This is a genomic window from Serratia sp. TSA_105.2 (assembly GCF_052692115.1).
Window position 1 is genome coordinate 59,990 of record NZ_JBQZFT010000011.1, and the last position, 20,391, is coordinate 80,380.

Here is a 20,391-nt window from a genome sequence, read left to right on the forward strand (position 1 = left end):
AGATTAATCCCAGCTCAGCACCACTTTACCCGACTTGCCGGAGCGCATGGCGTCGAAGCCCTGCTGGAACTCGTCGATCGAGAATCGGTGGGTGATGATCGGGGTCAAATCCAGACCGGACTGGATCAGCGCCGCCATCTTATACCAGGTTTCAAACATTTCACGGCCGTAAATCCCTTTGATAAACAGCCCCTTGAAGATGACCTGATTCCAGTCAATCGACATGTCCGAAGGCGGAATGCCCAGCATGGCGATACGTCCGCCGTGGTTCATCGCGTTGAGCAACGTGCGGAACGCCGGCGGCGCGCCGGACATTTCCAGACCGACGTCGAACCCTTCGGTCATGCCCAGCTCGGCCATCACGTCGTTAAGGTTTTCCTTGCTGACGTTCACCGCGCGGGTCACACCCATCTTGCGCGCCAGTTCCAGGCGGTATTCGTTAACGTCGGTGATCACCACATGGCGGGCGCCGACGTGTTTGCACACCGCCGCCGCCATGATGCCGATCGGGCCGGCGCCGGACACCAGCACGTCTTCCCCGACCAGATCGAACGACAGCGCGGTGTGCACCGCGTTGCCGAACGGATCGAAGATCGAAGCCAGTTCGTCGGAGATGTTATCCGGGATCTTGAAGGCATTGAACGCCGGGATCACCAGGTATTCCGCGAAGCTGCCCGGACGGTTCACGCCCACGCCGACGGTGTTGCGGCACAGGTGCGTGCGGCCGCCGCGGCAGTTGCGGCAGTGGCCGCAGGTGATGTGGCCTTCGCCGGACACGCGATCGCCGATGCTGAAGCCTTTGACTTCCTGACCGATCGCCACCACTTCGCCCACGTATTCATGGCCGACCACCATCGGAACCGGAATGGTTTTTTGCGACCACTCGTCCCAGTTGTAGATATGCACATCGGTGCCGCAGATCGCGGTTTTGCGGATTTTGATCATGATGTCGTTGTGGCCCAGCTCCGGCTGAGGCACGTCGGTCATCCAAATTCCTTCTTCCGCTTTCAGTTTTGACAGTGCTTTCATGGTTTTACCTTATGCAATAACGCCAAGATCCTTACCGATACGTGTAAACGCCGCCACTGCGCGTTCGATTTGCTCCGGGGTGTGGTCGGCGGACATCTGGGTACGGATGCGCGCCTGGCCTTTCGGCACCACCGGATAGAAGAAACCGGTCACATAGATGCCTTCCTTGAGCAACGCATTGGCGAATTCCTGCGCCAACTTCGCCTCACCCAGCATCACCGGGATGATGGCGTGATCGGCACCGGCCAACGTGAAGCCGGCGGCGGTCATTTTTTCGCGGAACAGACGCGCGTTGGCCCACAGGCGATCGCGCAGGGCATCGCCCTCTTCCAGCAGTTCCAGCACTTTGATCGACGCGGCGACGATCGCCGGCGCCAGCGAGTTGGAGAACAGGTACGGTCGTGAACGCTGACGCAACCACTCCACCACTTCTTTCTTGGCCGCGGTGTAGCCGCCGGACGCGCCGCCCAGCGCTTTGCCTAACGTACCGGTGATGATATCGACGCGGCCCATCACTTCGCAGTATTCATGGGTGCCGCGCCCGTTGGCGCCGACAAAGCCCACCGCATGGGAGTCATCCACCATCACCAGCGCCTGGTACTCGTCCGCCAGATCGCAAACCCCTTTCAGGTTGGCGATCACGCCGTCCATCGAGAAGACGCCGTCGGTGGCGATCAGAATGTGGCGCGCGCCGTCGGCTTTGGCCTGCTTCAGCTGCGCGGCCAGCTCGGTCATGTCGTTATTGGCGTAGCGATAGCGTTTGGCCTTGCACAGGCGCACGCCGTCAATGATCGACGCGTGGTTCAGCGCATCGGAGATAATGGCGTCTTCCGGGCCGAGCAGGGTTTCGAACAGCCCGCCGTTGGCGTCGAAGCAGGAGGAGTACAGGATCGCGTCTTCCATGCCCAAAAAGGCCGCCAGTTTCTGTTCCAACTGCTTGTGGCTGTCCTGGGTGCCGCAGATGAAGCGCACCGACGCCATGCCGAAACCGTGGCTGTCCATTCCCGACTTGGCGGCGGCGATCAGCGCCGGGTGGTTGGCCAGGCCCAGGTAGTTATTGGCGCAGAAGTTGATCACATGGCTGCCGTCGGCAACGGCGATATCCGCCTGTTGCGCGGAGGTGATGATGCGTTCTTCCTTGAACAGCCCTTCACTGCGAGTGGCGGCAAGCTGTTGTTCCAACTGCTGATAAAAAGACGCTGACATTCGGTTATCTCCAGGATTGGGCTATTTGCGGCATATTTTACTGATTTGTAACCAAACTGACGAGAATGCGCGGGAGAGAATATTAAAATTGCAGCAGATATCACGGCAAAAAGCGGACTTCAATGGCAATGCGGGATATTCGGAGCCCTTCCGCTGTTTGCCGCGGCATGAAATGCTATGATAACCACCATTGAGCGTGGGGCATTGTGCCCCGCCAGCAGCTTAGCAGGGGTAACCCAATGATTATCGTCACAGGCGGCGCCGGCATGATCGGCAGCAACATCATTAAGGCACTGAACGACAAGGGATATCGCGATATCCTGGTGGTGGATAACCTGAAAGACGGCACCAAGTTCGTCAACCTGGTCGATCTGGACATCGCCGACTATATCGATAAAGAAGACTTTATCGCCAGCATCATGGCCGGCGACGATCTGGGCGATATCGAGGCGGTCTTCCACGAAGGCGCCTGCTCCGCGACCACCGAGTGGGACGGCAAGTACATGATGGACAATAACTATCAGTACTCCAAAGACCTGTTGCACTACTGCCTGGACCGCGAAATTCCGTTCCTGTACGCCTCCTCCGCCGCCACTTACGGCGGCCGCGAAGAGTTTATCGAAGAGCGTCAGTATGAAGCGCCGCTCAACGTGTACGGCTACTCCAAATTCCTGTTCGATCAGTACGTGCGTGAGATCCTGCCGGAAGCGGACTCGCAGATCTGCGGCTTCCGCTACTTCAACGTTTACGGCCCGCGCGAAGGCCATAAAGGCAGCATGGCCAGCGTCGCTTTCCACCTGAATACCCAGATCAACCGCGGCGAAAACCCGAAACTGTTCGCCGGCAGCGAAAACTTCAAGCGTGACTTCATCTACGTCGGCGACGTGGCGGCGGTTAACCTGTGGTTCTGGGAAACCGGCAAATCCGGCATCTTCAACTGCGGCACCGGCCGGGCGGAAACCTTCCAGGCGGTGGCCGACGCGGTGGTGGACTTCCACCAGAAGGGCGCGGTGGAATACATCGAGTTCCCGGAGAAGCTGAAGGGCCGCTATCAGGCGTACACCCAGGCCGATCTGACCAAGCTGCGCGCCGCCGGCTACGACGCACCGTTCAAAACGGTCGCCGAAGGCGTGAAAGAGTACATGGCCTGGTTGAACCGCACCGCATAAGCTGAAGGAATTAACGCTGGGTATGAAAATACTGGTTATCGGCCCTTCTTGGGTTGGCGACATGATGATGTCGCAAAGTCTCTATCGCACCCTGAAGGCCGAATACCCGTCGGCGGAGATCGATGTGATGGCGCCGGCCTGGTGCCGCCCACTGCTGGCGCGCATGCCGGAAGTCAATCAGGCGCTGGCGATGCCGCTGGGCCACGGCGCGCTGGGGCTCGGCGAACGCCGCCGCCTGGGGCGCGCCCTGCGCGCCAACCGTTACGATCGCGCTTATGTTCTACCCAACTCGTTCAAATCCGCGCTGGTGCCCTTCTTCGCCGATATCCCACAGCGCACCGGCTGGCGGGGCGAAATGCGCTACGGCCTGCTGAACGACGTCCGCGTGCTCGACAAGGCGGCCTTTCCGCTGATGGTGCAGCGCTACGTGGCGCTGGCCTATGACAAAGGCCGCATTCAGCGCGCCGACGATCTGCCGCAGCCGCTGCTGTGGCCACAGCTGCAGGTGAGCGACGAAGAGATCGCCGACACCACCGCAGCCTTCAACCTGACCGACAGCCGGCCGATCGTCGGCTTCTGCCCGGGTGCGGAGTTCGGCCCCGCCAAACGCTGGCCGCACTACCATTATGCGACGCTGGCTCAGCAGTTGATCGAGGGCGGCTATCAGATCGCGCTGTTCGGTTCGGCGAAAGACCACGAGGCTGGCGAACAGATCCGCGCTGCGCTGCAGGAAGACGCGCGCGATTTCTGTCTTAACCTGGCCGGAAAAACCCAGCTGGAGCAGGCGGTGATCCTGATCGCGGCCTGCCGGGCGGTGGTCAGCAACGACTCCGGTTTAATGCACGTTGCCGCAGCGTTGAACAAACCGCTGATAGCCTTGTACGGTCCAAGCAGCCCCGACTTCACGCCGCCGCTCTCCGACAAGGCACGGGTGATTCGTTTGATCAGCGGTTATCACAAGGTGCGCAAGGGCGATGCCGAGCAGGGATACCACCAAAGTTTGATCGATATTCAGCCGCAGCAAGTGTTGGATGCGCTGACGCCGCTACTTGTCGCCAGCGAGGAATAGTCATGCAGGTGTTAATTGTAAAAACCTCCTCGATGGGAGACGTGCTGCATACGCTGCCCGCCCTGACCGACGCGCTGCAGGCCATTCCCGATATCCGCTTCGACTGGGTGGTGGAAGAAGGTTTCAGCCAAATCCCGACCTGGCACCCGGCGGTGGATCGCGTGATCCCGGTAGCCATTCGTCGCTGGCGCAAAAACTGGTTCGGCAACGACACCCGGCAACAGCGCTGCGACTTCAAACGTGCGCTGCAAGAACGCCGTTACGACGTAGTGATCGACGCGCAGGGCCTGATCAAAAGCGCCGCGCTGATCACGCGCATCGCCAAAGGCAACAAACATGGCCCGGACTGCAAGAGCGCGCGCGAGCCGTTCGCCAGTTGGTTCTACAACGTGCGCCATGAGATAGACAAGCATCAGCACGCGGTGGAACGCACGCGCGAACTGTTCGCCAAAAGCCTCGGCTACGATAAACCGGGCAGCTACGGTGATTACGCCATCGCCGCACGCTTTCTCGGCCACCCGCCGGCCGATGCCGGGCAGTATTTGGTGTTTCTGCACGCGACGACCCGTGACGATAAACATTGGCCGGAGCAAAACTGGCGTGAGCTGATCGCGCTGACGGCCGACAGCGGGCTGAAGATCAAACTGCCGTGGGGCGCAGAGCATGAACATCAGCGCGCGCTGCGCTTGGCGGAAGGTTTTCCACATGTCGAAGTGCTGCCGAAGCTCAGCCTGCAGCAGGTGGCCGAGGTGCTGGCCGGCGCCAAGGGCGTGGTCTCGGTCGACACCGGACTCAGCCATTTGACCGCCGCGCTCGACAAACCCAACATCACGCTGTTCGGGCCGACCGATCCCGGCCTGATCGGCGGCTACGGGCAAAATCAGCACTCGTTGATTTCGCCGGAAAAAAGCATGGCAGATATAAACGCCAGCGATGTCATGACACGGCTCAACTAGGTCCTGACAGAGGGATAATCGTAATATGACTCCAGAAAAAGTATTGCTCAGTATCGTCATAGCGGCGCACAACAGCGAAAATTATGTTCGGCAAACTCTGCACAGTTTGATCGCTGCTTTAGACACCGCCTTGGCACGGTGTGAGATCATATTGGTGAACGACGCCTCTACAGATAGCACCGGTGCCATTTTTGCAGACTTCGCGCAATCTGTGCCACAGGCGCGCTATTACGAGGTGGAGTACAAAAATATCGGCAAAGTGCGTAATTTCGCCATCGCCCATTGCCTCGGGCGTTATGTCACCATGCTTGATAGCGACGACGTACTGAAAAAAGGCTCAATAGAGAGCATTATTGATTTTCTCGAAAAAAACAGTCCGGACCTCCTGCTGACCAAACTGCATGAAGTACATCATCTCGCTGACGTAGATAAAACCTGGAAAGGATTACAACCGGAGAAACTGTCTACTGACGAAGCAATCTCTCGCTTCCTCCGTCATAAAGATTTTCAAGCGCACCTGATTGGCCAGTTTATTAAACGTAACTTATTGTTAGACTCGCCAATACCTGATTTTAACTGTTATGAAGATTTTTATATCTTCCCAGATTTATTAACGCACTCGAGAAAAATCATTTTCTCTCGAGAGAGCCATTATTTATATATTAAACATGGTTCCAGCTTATCTAACACTCCCTCAGCAGAAAAGATAAATAATCTTTTCGTCTGCACAGAGAAAATGGATGAAGTATTCGGCAGTAAGTTTCACGACCAAGTTTTATGCCATTGGTTAGACATCTATCTAAAACAGAAAGAGTGGATAGTTAACCCGGAACAACTAGACACTCTTCATAAAAAAGTGAAAGAGACACATAGAATTGGCTTTCTTATGAATTCAGTGGTCAGATTTAGCTACAAAAGAAAGGCGGTAAAGACATTATGGAAAAACTAGAGCGAAATTTTTACATCACTACTTTTGTGATGGCAGCATTATCAATTATATTTTCGCTCATCATCGCATCTAAACAGCGGGAGTTCTTTTACTTCGCTTTCTATATTGCCGCCCTTGCTCTTTTTTTCGAAAGAAGAAAAATAAAATTTCCCAAGTTTGATATTTCTTACTTGATAATAGCGATTGGTTTAATCAAGATAATATGGACTTTAGTGCTATATAGACAGGCCGCAGATTATGGTTTTGGTGCCACACAACTGGACTCTGGAAAAAAGTTGATTGTCGGTGGCATTCTCATATTTTATCTTGCGCAGTTCTCACATTACCGAACAACCTTTAATTATCACCGTTACCTGCTAATTGCATTTTCTCTCGCATTCATACTCGCGACAGGATATGGTCTGTATCAGATTTATAACGGTATAGATCGAATAGCAATGAGCACAAACCGTGCAACAATCGCTGCTTATATTTATTCTGCTTTATCGATATTATTAATTTACCTCTTACTAAAAACAAAAATTGCAAAAGGTCATCATTATATTACCTTAGCCATGGTGTTTATAATCTCATTTTTGATCATTACCATGACAGGAACACGTGCAGCCATTTTAGCGCATCCCCTATTGATTATACTGATGATGTTATTCCACTATCGAAAAATTCATCTCAAGTCATTGGTGATGATAGCTGTCTTGATCAGCTTGGGTGTCACCGTTTCCTACGATAAATACATCAAACCTAAATTTGAACAGACCAGCACTGAAATATTGGAATATCAACAGGGTAACGACTTCAGTTCACTCGGTTCGCGTTTTTCACTGTGGAATGTTGGCCTCAATATTTTCCTGCAGCACCCATTCGGCAATACTGTTGAAGCGCGCCATACTCAGGCGGAAAACATCGTACTTCAGGAGCCAAAGAACAAGACTGCGATGGTTTACATAGACTCCCATTTGCATGATGAATTACTGGAAAGCGCCTCATTACAAGGTGTTGCTGGCCTGTTTTCCGTGCTCGCTTTATATATCGCTATCATCGCCCTTGCGGTGAAACGCAAAAACACGCCGCTATTAATGATAGGTAGCTGCATGATCGTCTACGGTTTAACAGACGTACTATTAATCAGCTCTGAGTCATTGCTTTTCTTCATATCTTGCATTGCATTCTTTGCAAAAGAAACATCATCAGAAGTCAAGATTTGATATCACCAAACCGGCGCTAGAGATAGCGCCGGTTTGCCTATTTATTGCCATACCGGACTAAAATATGAGCAATGGCCTGATTGAACGAATGGTAATAGTTGTCATCGTAAAATTTGGAAATAGAGCCTTTAATCTGCTGCTGATCGATGACAATATCACCGTCTACCAACTCCTGCAGAATAGCAGTTAATTGCGGCGAGTCCCCTACCTTATACAAACGACCGTTATGGCCATCAATCACATCTGCCGGCCCCGTAGGACAATCTGAACTGACACAGAAAATGCCATGTGCCATGGCTTCCAGCAACGTCATGGGTAATCCCTCAAATGCCGATGTCAACACTAAGGCTTTTAGATTCCCGATATGGTCACTCACATACCCCCATGGTTTTTTTTGCCAACCATGCCATATTACCCGAATTCCGATACCTAACGTCGCTGAGTATTGCCGGCATAGCTCCATGTCATCACCATCGCCGACCACATGCAATCGCCAATCGCCTTGCACCTCAGCTAAAGACGTCAGCAGATCTTTCAATCGTTTTTGCCCTTCAAAAATAACGCGGCCAATGTAAATAAAGTTAACCGGTACCCCGCTGCTGACCGCAATATTCGTCTCCGTCCTTCCTACTGGATTAAATATCGTATAGACGTCATTCTCATCGACACCGAGTTCTTGCACTTGGCGATTGATGCCATTACTAATAACTAAGTGAGCATCGGCATACAGGATGTAATTATACTTATACAGATCATAAAGAGAGAAATGCAGCCATGAAGCAATCGGATATTTTCCGAATATCCATTTTCTGGCCACATTGGCGATGTAACAAGACAGGGTATCCAGAGCAATAATCAGATCCGTTTTTTTTCCACACAAGAATCGAGACAGTGAATAAGCAAAATGTAACCTTCTCAACTTAGTATTATGTATGGAGGAAGAGCACGTTTCGGCATCCAAACCTGCATACCATTCCTCATTCACGTCTTTTTTCTCATTGAAGAAAAGGAATTTCACCTGAGTCTCAGGTTGATTCTCGGCAATGAGTTTGACCAGTCTTTTGCAAACGGTCTCCATCCCACCGTGGCCGCCCAGCGAGTAACCGACTATGACAATGTTCATAATACCCTATCACTCAATGCAAACTGGAAGTATCTTCATATCTTCCAGCGAATCGTAGACCCGTGCAACCGGGATGATTGCCAATGGCAACTCATCAGACGAAATGACTGTGCCTTCATAGCGTTCAGAAAGATCGATGACGCAATGTATCTCTTTGTTCTGATAAGGACCGGTAAAACGCGGCTTCGCCGTAACGAACAGGCTTAGCGTTGGTACCTTCAAAGCCACCGCCAAATGCAGAGGCCCGGTATCACCAGTCAACAGCACATTCAACGAATCGATAACACCAACTAATTGTGGTAGCGACGTTTTCCCTACGTAACTGACAATACGGGATTGAACATCCGTTGCTAGGTGAGCCATAAAGATGCTTTCAATTTCACGGTCAGCCGGTGAACCGATGATGAACACTTCCACATTATTATGTCGTGTAATCAATTTGTTAGCTAACTCAGCGAAATACTCAACGGGCCAACAGCGCTCTTTGCTTGATGCCCCCATATTGAAACCTATACGGATAACATCCGCACGCTGAGACAGCTTTTCAAACTGACACGGGATCTCCATTTCAATATTGGTGGTATCGCCGCCAATAAAATTCATCAGATCTAACTTACGCTGAATCAAGTGCCCGCTGAAATTCAATGAACAGCTGTAAACCCACCTATCGATGCCCTTCGGAAGGGTGAGATAATTATCTCGCAGAATATACTGACAGCCAGCCAGCACCGCACTAATAATATCATATGGCAAATGTGCATGTAGAATCACAGCAAGCTCTGGCCGTCTTTTCCTTATTTCTGCCACGGCTCCACGCATTTGCCTGAACTTATTATCCCAAAAAATAACCTCGTCAAAGCAGCTGTAATCTTTAACCATTCCACGATTTATCGTGCCGGCAACTAAAGTAATATGCGCACTCGGATAACGGTTGCGGATAGCGCGCATCGTCGGTGTGTTGAACATGAAATCACCCAACGCCGTTGTGGAATATACTACAATACGCTTGAACTCCTGGTCAGGCCGCAAAGTTCCTTTCGGCTTTACATTGCCGAACAAAAAATTATAAACAGTCAAAAACCAATGCGCGTATTTTAATTTTTTTAATTTCATATGTTATTCAGCGGTAGTCTTTTTCTGATAATACTCGGCCAGCGTCATGCCCACCGTGCGCTGCTGCAGCCACTCAAACAGCTGCTCCAGATCGCGGTACAGCACTTCGATATCCTGCTCGGTTTTGAACGTCGGGCTGCCGCCCGGCATAAACTCGGAGGAGTGCAGCATAAATTCGACGTAGTCATGCCCCTGCGCCAGCGACGCCTCAGCCACGCTTATCATCTTGGCCACGTTGCCGCCACTCGGCCGCAGCCAGTTGACGGACGGTGAACGCCGCTTGCCACGCAGCCGATCATAGCCTTGCTTGAACGCGTTCATCAGCGCCGAGTGCTTGTACTGAATGCTCATCGGCACTTCCAGCAGCGACGAAGTGCCCGGTTTGGCAATGTTCTGCGGATCGATGAAATAAGCCTGCGACGGGAACCGGCTGTAATCGGTGCCGCCGTTGCCCTGCGGATTGCCCGGCGAAAACTGCCAGTTGACCCGCGGCGTCACCGAACAGTCCACCTGATAGCCGTATTCCAGCAGCAGCGAGGCATAATATTCGTTGAACGCCCAGCGGCCGGCGCGATGGCTGAGCATTTTGGTCTGAAAGGCATCTTCCAGCAGCTTGGTCATGTGATCGACCTTGGCACGGATCTGATCGGCGGGATACTCGATCAAATAAGGCTTGTGGCGCCAGTCGTCGTCGGTGAGCGGCGTCAGCGGCGGGCTATTCCAGGCGTGCAGGTGCATGCCCACTTCTCCCACGCCGCGGGCAATTACATCACGCGCGAACTCGACGTAAGCCGGGTCCACCGCCATTTCATAGTTGGTGAGATAAACCGGTTTGAAGGCGTATTTTTCGCACAATGCCTGAAAGCGCGGCAAGAAACGCGTGTTTTCGGTCGCGATGCGATCGTGGTTTTGCCACAGATTATCGCCTTCGGTATCAATGGTGATGAGAAACGCCGGTTTAGTCATGAATATCGAGCCTGATATCAACAGAATGCACTATGTTACGCAGGCCGTTTCGCCAGGGCAAACGACTTTGCTGCCTGGTTTGGACAACGTTGAAGCGCATTCGTCCCCGGCCCGGCGATTTTTTTGCGGCCCGGCAAGAAAACCTTGCAACAGTAGCCACATGCGATCGGGTCATTTAGAATCAAAGATTGGTTTCCCAGAAAGCGACTCATGATGAACGACGCGCCAGCCCCAACTTCCGCCCCATCCGTACAGCGTATTTTGATCATAAAACTGCGCCATCACGGCGATATGCTGCTGGTCACGCCGGTCATCAGCAGCCTGCGGAAAAACTACCCGCAGGCGCAGATCGATGTGCTGCTGTATCAGGAAACGCAGGAGATGCTGGCCAGCAATCCGGAGCTGTCGACGCTGTTCGCCATCGACCGCCAATGGAAAAAGCAGGGCACCCGCGCGCATCTGGGGCACGAGCTGGCGCTGCTGCGCCGCCTGAAGGCGCAGCGCTACGATCTGGTGGTCAACCTGGCCGATCAGTGGCGCAGCGCCATTATCACGCGCCTGACCGGCGCGCGCATCCGTCTGGGCTTCGATTTCCCCAAACGCCGCGGCTTCCTGTGGCGCCACTGCCACACGCAGTTGGTGCCGGTCGACAATCACGCCCACCTGCATACCGTCGAACAAAACCTCTCGCTGCTGGCGCCGCTAAACCTGCCCGCGCTCAGTGATCATGTGACCATGAGTTACGATCCGCAGGATTGGCAGGCCTGTGAGCAACGGTTGCAGAAACAGGGCGTCGCCGGCAGTTATATTGTGGTGCAGCCCACCTCGCGCTGGTTCTTCAAATGCTGGAGCGAAGAGAAAATGGCCGCCACCCTCACCGCCTTGCAGGCCGACGGCCACCAGCTGGTGATCACCTCCGGCCCCGACGCCAGAGAACAAGCCATGGTAGAACGCATTTTGGCGCTCTGCCCGCCGCAGGGCGTGATCTCGTTGGCCGGCCAGCTGACGCTGCGCCAGCTGGCCGCCCTGATCGACCACGCCAAGCTGTTTATCGGCGTGGATTCGGTGCCGATGCACATGGCCGCCGCGCTGCAAACGCCGTGTGTGGCGCTGTTCGGCCCTTCCAAGCTGACGTTCTGGCGGCCATGGCAGGCTACCGGCGCCGTGATCTGGGCCGGCGACTTCGGCGAACTGCCCGATCCGGACGCCATCGATACCGGCACCGACGAACGGTATCTCGACCTTATTCCTACAGACGCGGTGATTGCAGCCGCGCGGAGCACGCTGGCATGAAAGCATTTCGTTTGGCGATCGTTCGCCAAAAGTACCGCCCGGACGGCGGAGCCGAACGTTTCGTTTCCCGCGCCCTGGAGGCGCTGGAGCAACAGGATCTCGATCTGAACGTTATCACCCGCGAATGGCAGGGTGACGCCAATCCCAACTGGCATATCCACTTGTGTAACCCGTTAAAACTCGGCCGCATCAGCCGCGAGCGAGGCTTCGCCGTGGCAGCCAGGGCGCTGTGGCAGAAAGAGCATTTCGATCTGGTGCAAAGCCACGAGCGCATTCCCGGATGCGACATCTACCGCGCCGGCGACGGCGTACACCGCCGCTGGTTGCTGCAACGCGCGCGTCTGCTGCCGGAATGGCGCCGCAAATGGCTGTTCTCCAATCGCTATCACCGCTATGTGATGTGCGCCGAACGCGCCATGTACGCCGCGCCGGAGCTGAAAGCCGTCATCTGCAACGCCGAGATGATCAAGCAGGAAATCATCGCCGACTTTGGCGTGCCCGCCGAAAAAATCACGGTGATCTATAACGCCATCGACAATCAAAAGTTCCCGCCCGCCGACGAGGCCCAGCGCCAACGTCTGCGCGAGCAGTATCAGATCCCGCAACAGGCGCACTGCCTGATCTTCGTCGGCTCCGGTTTCGAGCGCAAAGGGCTGGCCGCCGCCATCCGCGCCGTGGCGGCGACCGACAGCCACCTCCTGGTGGTCGGCAAAGACAAGGCCGAAAAACGCTACCGGGCGCTGGCGCAGTCGCTGGGCTGCAGCGATCGGGTTCACTTTATGGGCGTGCAGAAGCAAACCTTGCCGTTCTATCAGGCCGCGGACGCGCTGCTGCTGCCGACGCTGTACGATCCGTTCCCGAATGTGATTCTGGAAGCGATGTCGTGCGGCCTGCCGGTTATCACCAGCACCACCTGCGGCGGCGCCGAGTTTATCACCCCCGGCCAGAACGGCTTCGTGACCGACGCGCTCGACGTACCGGCCATCACGGAGGCCATTCGGGCACTGCCGCGCCAGGCGCTGGGATCATCCATGGGTGAAGCGGCGAGATTGCGCATTATGACGGCTACGCCGGCACATCTGTCCGAACAGCTGATTTCCCTCTATAACCGGTTACTGGATTAACTATGCGTATTCTGATGATCATCGACGGCCTGCCGGGAGGCGGAGCGGAAAAAGTGGTGCTGACCCTGTGTCAGGGCATGCAGCAACAGGGGCATGACATCTGTCTGATCTCGCTGCGCGACGTCTGCAATTACCCTATCCCGCCAGGCATTGATTATCAGGTGGTGGCCGATCGCAGCCGCGCCCCCTGGCGCAAGCTGACCGAGCTGCCGCGCCGCGCCGCCGCGCTGGATCGGGCGATAGCCGAACACGAGCGCCAACGCGGCGCGTTCGATCTGGTGTTCTCCAACCTGCATAAAACTGATCGCATCGTCAGCCGCAGCAAGCGGTTGGCCGCGGATCGCCTGTGGTTCTGCATTCACGGCATTCTCTCCACCTCCTACCTTGGCCACCGCAAGGGCCTGGATCGCTGGCTGAAGCAGCGCAAAATCGCCAACGTTTACCTGGGGAGAAATATCGTCGCCGTTTCACGGGCGGTCGGCGACGATCTGCAGCAGAACTTGCCGATTCGCCCACGCCGGCTGGCGGTCATCAACAACCCGTTCGACATCGACGCCATCCAGCAACAGGCGGCGGCGCCTTGCGAACTGGCCGGTCAGGACTATCTGGTGCACGTCGGCCGCTTTCACGCCACCAAGCGGCATGACCGTCTGCTGAAAGCCTATGCGCACTCGGGCATTCAGGCACCGCTGGCCTTGATAGGCACCGGGGACGACGCCAGAGTCGCCGAGGTCAAACGTCTGGCAACAGACTTAGGCATCGCAGAGCGCGTGCTATTCCTCGGTTTCCAGGCCAATCCCTACCCGTTTATTCGCCATGCCTCGCTGCTGGTGCTCAGCTCCGACAGTGAAGGGTTTGGTAACGTGCTGGTGGAATCGCTGCTGTGCGGCACGCCGGTGGTCAGCACTCGCTGCCCGGGCGGCCCTGCGGAAATTCTGGAAAAAGCCGGCATGGCTAACGCGCTGGCGGAATTAAACGAAGCGTCGCTGGCAGAAAAAATGGCGGAAATTTACGCCAATCCGCCGCAGATAAATCAACAGCAATTGCTGAGTTATGGGCTGGAGCCTATTTGCCGCCAATATATTGAGCTGAAAGAAAAATAATAAAGAAATAAATAAGGCAGGGATACCTGCCTTATTTTCTTCGTTAGCTGAGCGCCTGCATTTTCTGCCAAACCTCATCGACAGAAACATCTTCACAGTGCCCCGACTCACTCTGCAAAATATGATGACGGCCGGTCCATGGATGCCAGGAGGCTTTATCGGTATCGCCAAAGAACACCACCATGTCCTTATTCAGCGCGGCGGCAAGATGCATCTGCCCACCGTCGCTGCACAGCACCCGGTCGCATAAATCGAACCCGCCCAACAGCTCGCGCACCGAGGCCGTCGGGTAAAGCGCGACGCGTTCGTTTTGACACAGCGCCAACAGCTGTTCGGCGCGCTGCTGGTCGCCGATGTCGTCCGGCGCCAGCGTGCCCTGCGGCGACCAGAAGATCAGCACGCCGGTGTGGGGATCGGCAACCAGACGGTTGATGATTTCGGCATAACGTTCAACCGGCCAACGCCTTTTCGGGCTGCGGCTACTGATGTGCACGGCGCATACGCGCTCGACCGGCGGCAGACGCTCCTGTAGCCGTTGCGCCGCCAATTGCCGCTCTTCAGGCGTCAAAAACACCCGCACCGGCGGGATCGGAATGGATTGGTCGGTTATCGCCGATAAATAGCTGTAGGTATGTTCGACCTGATGTTGACCGTGGAAATCGTCCTTGCGGAACGGGCGATGAATATCTTTCGTGCCCAAATCGGCGCCGATGATATGGGTGGCGCCGGCCATTTTTGCTAAACGCAGGCTGTATTTGCAAGGCACCGGGTTGGCCAGAATGACCGCATCGAACTTTATTTTTCGCAGCTTCAGGAAGATCATCAGGCGTTCGAAATAAACGCCCAACGTCGTTTCATTCTTCGCCTTGTGCTTGGCCTTTTTATAGACAAAAACCTTCTCGAGATGAGGATTGTTTTTAACGACATCCTGGCTGATTTTATTGATCAGCAGATAAACTTTAGCGTCTGGATAGGCAATTTTCACCCCTTCAATCAGAGGCGTGGTGCAAACAAGATCGCCGATGTTGTCGCGGCGAATAATTAAAATATTCTTCATTCCGAGCCTGTCGGCGAAATCGCTCGCCGGTTGTCTGAAACTGACACCCAAGGTTACCAAATTAGCGCCTTTCCCTTCCAGTTATGGTACTATTCCGAATAACCCATATAAATGAAATTGATAGAATGTTGCTGCGTTTATATCAGGTACTACTCTACCTCATCCAACCCCTGATCTGGCTCCGCTTACTGCTGCGCAGCCGCAAAGCTCCAGCCTACCGTAAACGCTGGGCGGAACGCTATGGCTTCTGCGCCGGGAAAGTCGTGCCAGGCGGCATCATGCTGCATTCCGTCTCCGTCGGCGAAACGCTGGCGGCCATCCCGTTGGTACGGGCGCTGCGCCACCGTTACCCCGCTTTGCCGATAACTGTGACCACAATGACCCCAACAGGTTCAGAACGCGTCCAGTCCGCGTTCGGCAAAGACGTACATCATGTCTATCTGCCCTACGATCTGCCCGGTTCCATGAACCGCTTCCTCGATCAGGTGAATCCCAAGCTGGTGATCATCATGGAAACCGAGCTGTGGCCTAACCTGATCAACGCGCTGCACCAGCGGCAAATCCCCCTGGTGATCGCCAATGCGCGCCTGTCGGCCCGCTCCGCCGCCGGCTATAAGAAAATTGGCGGATTCATGCGCGATATGCTGCGCCGCATTACGCTGATCGCCGCACAGAACCAGGAAGACGGCGATCGGTTTATCGAACTGGGCCTGAAGCGCTCGCAGCTGGCCGTAACCGGCAGCCTGAAGTTCGATATCTCCGTCACCCCGGAGCTGGCCGCCCGCGCCGTTACGCTGCGTCGCCAATGGGCGCCGCGCCGCCCGGTGTGGATCGCTACCAGTACCCATGACGGTGAAGAAACCATCCTGCTGGAAGCGCATCGCAAACTGCTGGAAAAACACCCCGATCTGCTGCTGATCCTGGTGCCGCGTCACCCGGAACGCTTCCCGACCGCCAAAGAGCTGGTGCAGAAGGCCGGCTTCAGCTACACCCTGCGCAGCAGCGGCGAAATCCCGTCCGGCAGCACCCAGGTGGTGATCGGCGATACCATGGGCGAGCTGATGCTGCTGTACGGCATCGCCGATCTGGCCTTTGTCGGCGGCAGTCTGGTGGAACGCGGCGGGCACAACCCGCTGGAAGCCGCCGCGCACGCCATCCCGGTGCTGATGGGCCCGCATACCTTCAACTTCAAAGACATCTGCGCCAAGCTCTCGCAGGCCGAAGGCCTGATCACCGTGACCGACGTGGATTCGCTGGTGAAGGAAGTGGAAACCCTGCTAACCGACGAAGACTACCGGCGCTACTACGGCCGCCATGCGGTGGAAGTGTTGTATCAGAATCAGGGAGCGTTGCAGCGCCTGCTGCAGCTGCTGGAACCGCACCTGCCGCCCCGGAGTCACTGAATGAGCAGCCGCAAAAGCCTGTCGGTGGTGATGATCGCCAAAAACGAAGCCGGGCTGTTGCCGGACTGTCTGCGTTCGATCGAATGGGCCGATGAAATCATCGTGCTGGACTCCGGCAGCGAGGACGACAGCGTCGCCATCGCCGAAGGCCTGGGCGCCAAAGTCTTCACGCACACCGACTGGCAAGGGTTCGGCAAGCAGCGTCAGCTGGCACAAAGCTATGCCAGCCATGACTACGTTTTGATGATCGACGCCGACGAACGCGTCACGCCCGAGCTGCGGCAATCCATCGAGCGAGTGTTGAATACGCCGGACGACGGCGCCGTCTACAGCTGTGCGCGGCGCAACCTGTTTCTAGGCCGCTTCATGCGCCACAGCGGCTGGTATCCCGACCGCGTCAACCGCCTGTACGCCAACCAACGCTATCGTTATAACGACGATCTGGTGCACGAGTCGCTGAACATCGGTGGCGCCAAAGTGATCCCCCTCAGCGGCGATATGCTGCACCTGACCTGCCGCGACTTCTTCGCCTTTCAGCGCAAACAGCTGCGCTATGCCGAAGAGTGGGCCGCGCAGCGCCAGCGGGCCGGCAAGCGTTGCGGCTATCTGTCTATCCTGACCCACACGCTCGGCGCCTTCGTCAAAACCTGGCTGCTGCGGGCCGGCTTCCTCGACGGTAAACAGGGGTTGCTGTTAGCGGTGGTCAACGCGCAATATACCTTCAATAAATATGCCGCATTATGGGCATTGGGCCGCAACTACTCAGAGAAGTGAATCATGACCAGCAAAGCCATCTATCCCGGGACCTTCGATCCCATGACCAACGGCCACCTGGATTTAGTGACGCGCGCGTCACTGATGTTCGATCACGTGATTCTGGCCATCGCCGCCAGCCCGAGCAAAAAGCCGCTGTTCAGCCTGGATGAACGCGTGGCGTTGGCGACGCAGGTCACCTCGCATCTGGACAATGTGGAAGTGCTGGGCTTCAGCGAGCTGATGGCGCACTTCGCCGCTCACCAAAATGCCAATATCCTGGTACGCGGCCTGCGTGCGGTGTCTGACTTTGAATACGAATTGCAGCTGGCGAACATGAACCGCCATTTGATGCCGACGCTGGAAAGCGTGTTCCTGATGCCTTCCGAAGAGTGGTCGTTCATCTCCTCCTCACTGGTGAAGGAGGTCGCCCGTCACGGCGGCGATATCGCACCTTTCCTGCCTGACGTGGTCACCCAGGCGCTGATGGCGAAGCTCGCCGCCGAGTGATGCTCAGCGCTGGCAGCGACGGCAAAAGAAGGTGCTGCGCTGCCCGTGCTTGGCCGATTCGATCGGCGTACCGCACGCGCGGCACGGTTCTCCCGCCCGCCCGTAAACCTGCAGCTCCTGCGCGAAATACCCCGGTTTGCCGTCCGACTGCAAAAAGTCGCGCAATGTCGTGCCGCCCTGCTCGATAGAGCGCTGCAACACCGCCTTGATGGTCTTCACCAGCAGTTCCGCTTCGGCTTTGCTCAACGATCCCGCCGGACGATCGGGCAGGATCCCGGCGCTGAACAGCGATTCGCTGGCGTAAATGTTACCGACCCCAACCACCAGCTTATTATCCATCAGCCACGGTTTGATCAGCGTGCGCTTATTACGTGATTTTTCATACAGGTAATCGCCGTTGAACGCTTCACTCAGCGGTTCCGGCCCCAGATGCGCCAACACGCTGCTGGCCGCCAGGTCTTCGCACCACAGCCAGGCGCCGAAACGGCGCGGATCGGTATAGCGCAGGATCATGCCGTTGCTGATCACCAGATCGACGTGGTCGTGTTTGCCGGCTTCGTCTTCGTTTTCCTCGCGTAGCATGCGCAGGCTGCCCGACATGCCCAGGTGCACGATAATCCAACCGTTCTCCAGCTCGATCAGCAGGTATTTGGCCCGGCGCTGCACGCTGAGCACCGGCCGATCGCTCAGCGTCAGGATCTGCTCGGAAACCGGCCAGCGCAGGCGCGCGTTGCGCACCACCGCATACTGAATGCTGTGGCCGACAAGATAAGGCTCTATACCGCGTCTGCTCGTCTCAACTTCCGGTAATTCAGGCATCTGGCTTCCCCTCCGACGTTTTCTACCCTTTATAAAACAAAAAACCCGGCCAAGGCCGGGTTTTTCATTAATCCACTAAAATTATTTAATTTTAGCTTCTTTGTATACTACGTGCTGACGGACAACTGGATCGAATTTCTTCAGTTCCAATTTTTCCGGCTTAGTACGCTTGTTCTTCGTGGTGGTATAGAAGTGACCAGTACCAGCAGAAGAAACCAGCTTGATCTTCTCGCGAACACCTTTAGCCATGATTCAGTTCCTTAATACTTCTCACCACGGGCACGCAGATCGGCCAGAACCGTCTCAATACCCTTCTTATCGATAACACGCATACCTTTAGCAGATACACGCAGAGTTACAAAGCGCTTCTCAGCCTCAACCCAAAAACGGTGTGAGTGCAGGTTAGGCAGAAAACGGCGTTTGGTCGCGTTCATTGCGTGGGAACGGTTGTTACCGCTCACCGGGCGCTTGCCAGTAACTTGGCAGACTCGGGACATGTCTATTCTCCAAAAATCAAATCAGCTCGAGCTTCGTATAGGGTATGGCCGCCTCGTCAGGCTTTTAGAGCCCATCTCAGCAAACTTCATACTGAGGAGACTCTCGTCATCAGGTAGAAACCACACATCAGGTCAGAAACCTGCTGAGATAGGCTCTTGCGCCAAACCCAAGATTCTCAAAGGTGGCGTAGTATACGCTCTGAAGCGTAAGTGCTCAAGTCCCGAACAGCTAAAGATCCCACAAGGATCGCGAAAAAATCGCTTAAAGCCATCCGCGCTCGGCAAAAGAGACGCATTCACCCCGACCGATCACCAAATGATCAAGCACTCGGATCTCCAATAACTGACAGGCTTTCACCACCTGTTCCGTTATCAAACGGTCGGCATGACTGGGTTCAGCCTTACCCGAAGGGTGATTATGCGCGAGAATCAGCGCAGCGGCATTAGCCTTCAACGCTTCACGCACAATTTCTCTCGGGTAGACGACGACGCTGCTGATGGTACCAGCAAACATCTCCTGATGGCGAATAACCCGGTGCTGATTGTCTAAAAACAATACCAAAAAGACCTCTCGCTCGCGATGCGCCAGCAGGCTTTGCAGATAATGCTGGGTGACGCGCGGATTGAGCATGGCGTTTTCCTGCGACAAATGGCTGGAAAAGAAGCGCAGCGCCAGCTCGGCAATCGCCTGCAGCTGCGTATAGCTGGCGTCTCCCAGACCTTTTTGGCTGCAAAAAGCCTGATGGTCGGCCGACATCAGGTGATAAAGCGAGCCGAACCGACGCAGCAGCTGCTCTGCCAGCTGCATCACGTGCACGCCGGGCAACCCGGTACGCAAGAAAATGGCCAACAGCTCTGCGTCGGACAGCGCCGCCGCCCCCTGCATCAACAGCTTTTCACGCGGCGCCAGCGCGCCCGGCCAGCACGCCACAATCGGGTTGCTCATCGTGTTCCTCCCTGAAAGGGCTACAGCATGCCATGTGCTGCCCGGCGCGTTCGACAGGTGTTTGATAACATTGCGAAGTGTTTCGCAAAGCACAATGTAAC

Annotated in this window: 21 protein-coding genes; 11 read left to right on the plus strand and 10 right to left on the minus strand. The window is 55.5% G+C overall.

Annotated features, from left to right (window positions below):
- Positions 1-3: 3 nt before the first annotated feature.
- Together tdh and kbl are read right to left on the minus strand one after the other, a co-directional pair.
- Positions 4-1,029, minus strand: a complete 1,026-nt coding sequence (gene tdh, locus ACUTSC_RS22040) for an L-threonine 3-dehydrogenase (protein ID WP_025304682.1) — start codon at positions 1,027-1,029, stop codon at positions 4-6.
- Positions 1,030-1,038: 9 nt separating this feature from the next.
- Positions 1,039-2,235, minus strand: a complete 1,197-nt coding sequence (kbl, locus tag ACUTSC_RS22045; RefSeq protein ID WP_004931154.1) for a glycine C-acetyltransferase — start codon at positions 2,233-2,235, stop codon at positions 1,039-1,041.
- A gap of 239 nt (positions 2,236-2,474) precedes the next feature.
- On the opposite strand from kbl, the gene rfaD reads away from it, so the two are divergent.
- Genes rfaD through ACUTSC_RS22070 form a run of 5 tightly spaced genes read left to right on the plus strand, consistent with a single transcriptional unit; the run spans position 2,475 to position 7,583 of the window.
- On the plus strand, positions 2,475-3,404 hold the full coding sequence (rfaD, locus tag ACUTSC_RS22050; protein WP_060453247.1) for an ADP-glyceromanno-heptose 6-epimerase: 930 nt from the start codon (positions 2,475-2,477) through the stop codon (positions 3,402-3,404).
- 22 nt (positions 3,405-3,426) lie between these two features.
- On the plus strand, positions 3,427-4,473 hold the full coding sequence (gene rfaF, locus ACUTSC_RS22055; RefSeq protein ID WP_060453246.1) for an ADP-heptose--LPS heptosyltransferase RfaF: 1,047 nt from the start codon (positions 3,427-3,429) through the stop codon (positions 4,471-4,473).
- A 2-nt stretch (positions 4,474-4,475) separates the two neighbouring features.
- Positions 4,476-5,429 carry a lipopolysaccharide heptosyltransferase RfaC gene (rfaC, locus tag ACUTSC_RS22060; protein ID WP_197768776.1) on the plus strand — a complete coding sequence of 318 codons (954 nt, stop codon included), beginning with the start codon at positions 4,476-4,478 and terminating at the stop codon, positions 5,427-5,429.
- A gap of 25 nt (positions 5,430-5,454) precedes the next feature.
- Positions 5,455-6,378, plus strand: coding sequence for a glycosyltransferase (locus tag ACUTSC_RS22065; RefSeq protein WP_197768777.1), 924 nt, complete (start codon positions 5,455-5,457; stop codon positions 6,376-6,378).
- Positions 6,366-7,583 carry an O-antigen ligase family protein gene (locus ACUTSC_RS22070; protein ID WP_197768778.1) on the plus strand — a complete coding sequence of 406 codons (1,218 nt, stop codon included), beginning with the start codon at positions 6,366-6,368 and terminating at the stop codon, positions 7,581-7,583. Before ACUTSC_RS22065 ends, ACUTSC_RS22070 begins: the two co-directional genes overlap by 13 nt.
- Positions 7,584-7,620: 37 nt before the next feature.
- On the opposite strand, the gene ACUTSC_RS22075 is transcribed toward ACUTSC_RS22070, so the two are convergent.
- From ACUTSC_RS22075 to ACUTSC_RS22085, 3 genes are read right to left on the minus strand one after another with little or no spacing between them, the layout of a single operon-like run.
- Complete coding sequence (locus ACUTSC_RS22075) at positions 7,621-8,706, minus strand: glycosyltransferase (protein ID WP_197768779.1); 1,086 nt, start codon at positions 8,704-8,706, stop codon at positions 7,621-7,623.
- Between the two features lie 9 nt (positions 8,707-8,715).
- Positions 8,716-9,819, minus strand: a complete 1,104-nt coding sequence (locus ACUTSC_RS22080; protein ID WP_197768780.1) for a glycosyltransferase family 9 protein — start codon at positions 9,817-9,819, stop codon at positions 8,716-8,718.
- 3 nt (positions 9,820-9,822) lie between these two features.
- The gene (locus ACUTSC_RS22085) at positions 9,823-10,785 is read right to left on the minus strand and encodes a polysaccharide deacetylase family protein (protein WP_197768781.1); all 963 of its coding nucleotides are present in this window, start codon (positions 10,783-10,785) and stop codon (positions 9,823-9,825) included.
- A gap of 210 nt (positions 10,786-10,995) precedes the next feature.
- Here ACUTSC_RS22085 and rfaQ point away from each other — a divergent pair, with 210 nt between their 5' ends.
- The 3 genes from rfaQ to ACUTSC_RS22100 are packed head-to-tail and all read left to right on the plus strand — an operon-like array spanning position 10,996 to position 14,305.
- Positions 10,996-12,078: a putative lipopolysaccharide heptosyltransferase III gene (rfaQ, locus tag ACUTSC_RS22090; RefSeq protein WP_197768782.1), complete on the plus strand. Its 1,083-nt coding sequence runs from the start codon at positions 10,996-10,998 to the stop codon at positions 12,076-12,078.
- The gene (locus ACUTSC_RS22095) at positions 12,075-13,202 is read left to right on the plus strand and encodes a glycosyltransferase (RefSeq protein ID WP_197768783.1); all 1,128 of its coding nucleotides are present in this window, start codon (positions 12,075-12,077) and stop codon (positions 13,200-13,202) included. The genes rfaQ and ACUTSC_RS22095 overlap by 4 nt, the downstream gene beginning before the upstream one ends.
- A gap of 2 nt (positions 13,203-13,204) precedes the next feature.
- A complete protein-coding gene (locus tag ACUTSC_RS22100; RefSeq protein WP_197773842.1) occupies positions 13,205-14,305 on the plus strand; it encodes a glycosyltransferase in 1,101 nt (366 codons plus the stop codon).
- A gap of 43 nt (positions 14,306-14,348) precedes the next feature.
- Here the strand turns inward: ACUTSC_RS22100 and ACUTSC_RS22105 are convergent, their stop codons facing one another.
- Positions 14,349-15,362, minus strand: a complete 1,014-nt coding sequence (locus ACUTSC_RS22105; RefSeq protein ID WP_060453242.1) for a glycosyltransferase family 9 protein — start codon at positions 15,360-15,362, stop codon at positions 14,349-14,351.
- Positions 15,363-15,487: 125 nt separating this feature from the next.
- Between ACUTSC_RS22105 and waaA the strand changes: the two genes are divergently transcribed.
- Genes waaA through coaD form a run of 3 tightly spaced genes read left to right on the plus strand, consistent with a single transcriptional unit; the run spans position 15,488 to position 18,028 of the window.
- Positions 15,488-16,765 carry a lipid IV(A) 3-deoxy-D-manno-octulosonic acid transferase gene (gene waaA / locus ACUTSC_RS22110; protein WP_025304695.1) on the plus strand — a complete coding sequence of 426 codons (1,278 nt, stop codon included), beginning with the start codon at positions 15,488-15,490 and terminating at the stop codon, positions 16,763-16,765.
- The gene (locus ACUTSC_RS22115) at positions 16,766-17,539 is read left to right on the plus strand and encodes a glycosyltransferase (protein ID WP_197768785.1); all 774 of its coding nucleotides are present in this window, start codon (positions 16,766-16,768) and stop codon (positions 17,537-17,539) included.
- 3 nt (positions 17,540-17,542) lie between these two features.
- A complete protein-coding gene (coaD, locus tag ACUTSC_RS22120; protein WP_004931181.1) occupies positions 17,543-18,028 on the plus strand; it encodes a pantetheine-phosphate adenylyltransferase in 486 nt (161 codons plus the stop codon).
- A gap of 3 nt (positions 18,029-18,031) precedes the next feature.
- Here coaD and mutM read toward each other — a convergent pair whose 3' ends face one another.
- From mutM to radC, 4 genes are all read right to left on the minus strand, one after another.
- Positions 18,032-18,847 (minus strand): bifunctional DNA-formamidopyrimidine glycosylase/DNA-(apurinic or apyrimidinic site) lyase, encoded by an 816-nt coding sequence (mutM, locus tag ACUTSC_RS22125; RefSeq protein WP_164040053.1) that lies wholly within the window; start codon positions 18,845-18,847, stop codon positions 18,032-18,034.
- A gap of 81 nt (positions 18,848-18,928) precedes the next feature.
- A complete protein-coding gene (gene rpmG / locus ACUTSC_RS22130; protein ID WP_002442576.1) occupies positions 18,929-19,096 on the minus strand; it encodes a 50S ribosomal protein L33 in 168 nt (55 codons plus the stop codon).
- Between the two features lie 11 nt (positions 19,097-19,107).
- On the minus strand, positions 19,108-19,344 hold the full coding sequence (rpmB, locus tag ACUTSC_RS22135; RefSeq protein ID WP_004931195.1) for a 50S ribosomal protein L28: 237 nt from the start codon (positions 19,342-19,344) through the stop codon (positions 19,108-19,110).
- Between the two features lie 262 nt (positions 19,345-19,606).
- Positions 19,607-20,290 carry a RadC family protein gene (radC, locus tag ACUTSC_RS22140; protein ID WP_025304698.1) on the minus strand — a complete coding sequence of 228 codons (684 nt, stop codon included), beginning with the start codon at positions 20,288-20,290 and terminating at the stop codon, positions 19,607-19,609.
- Positions 20,291-20,391 lie beyond the last annotated feature (101 nt).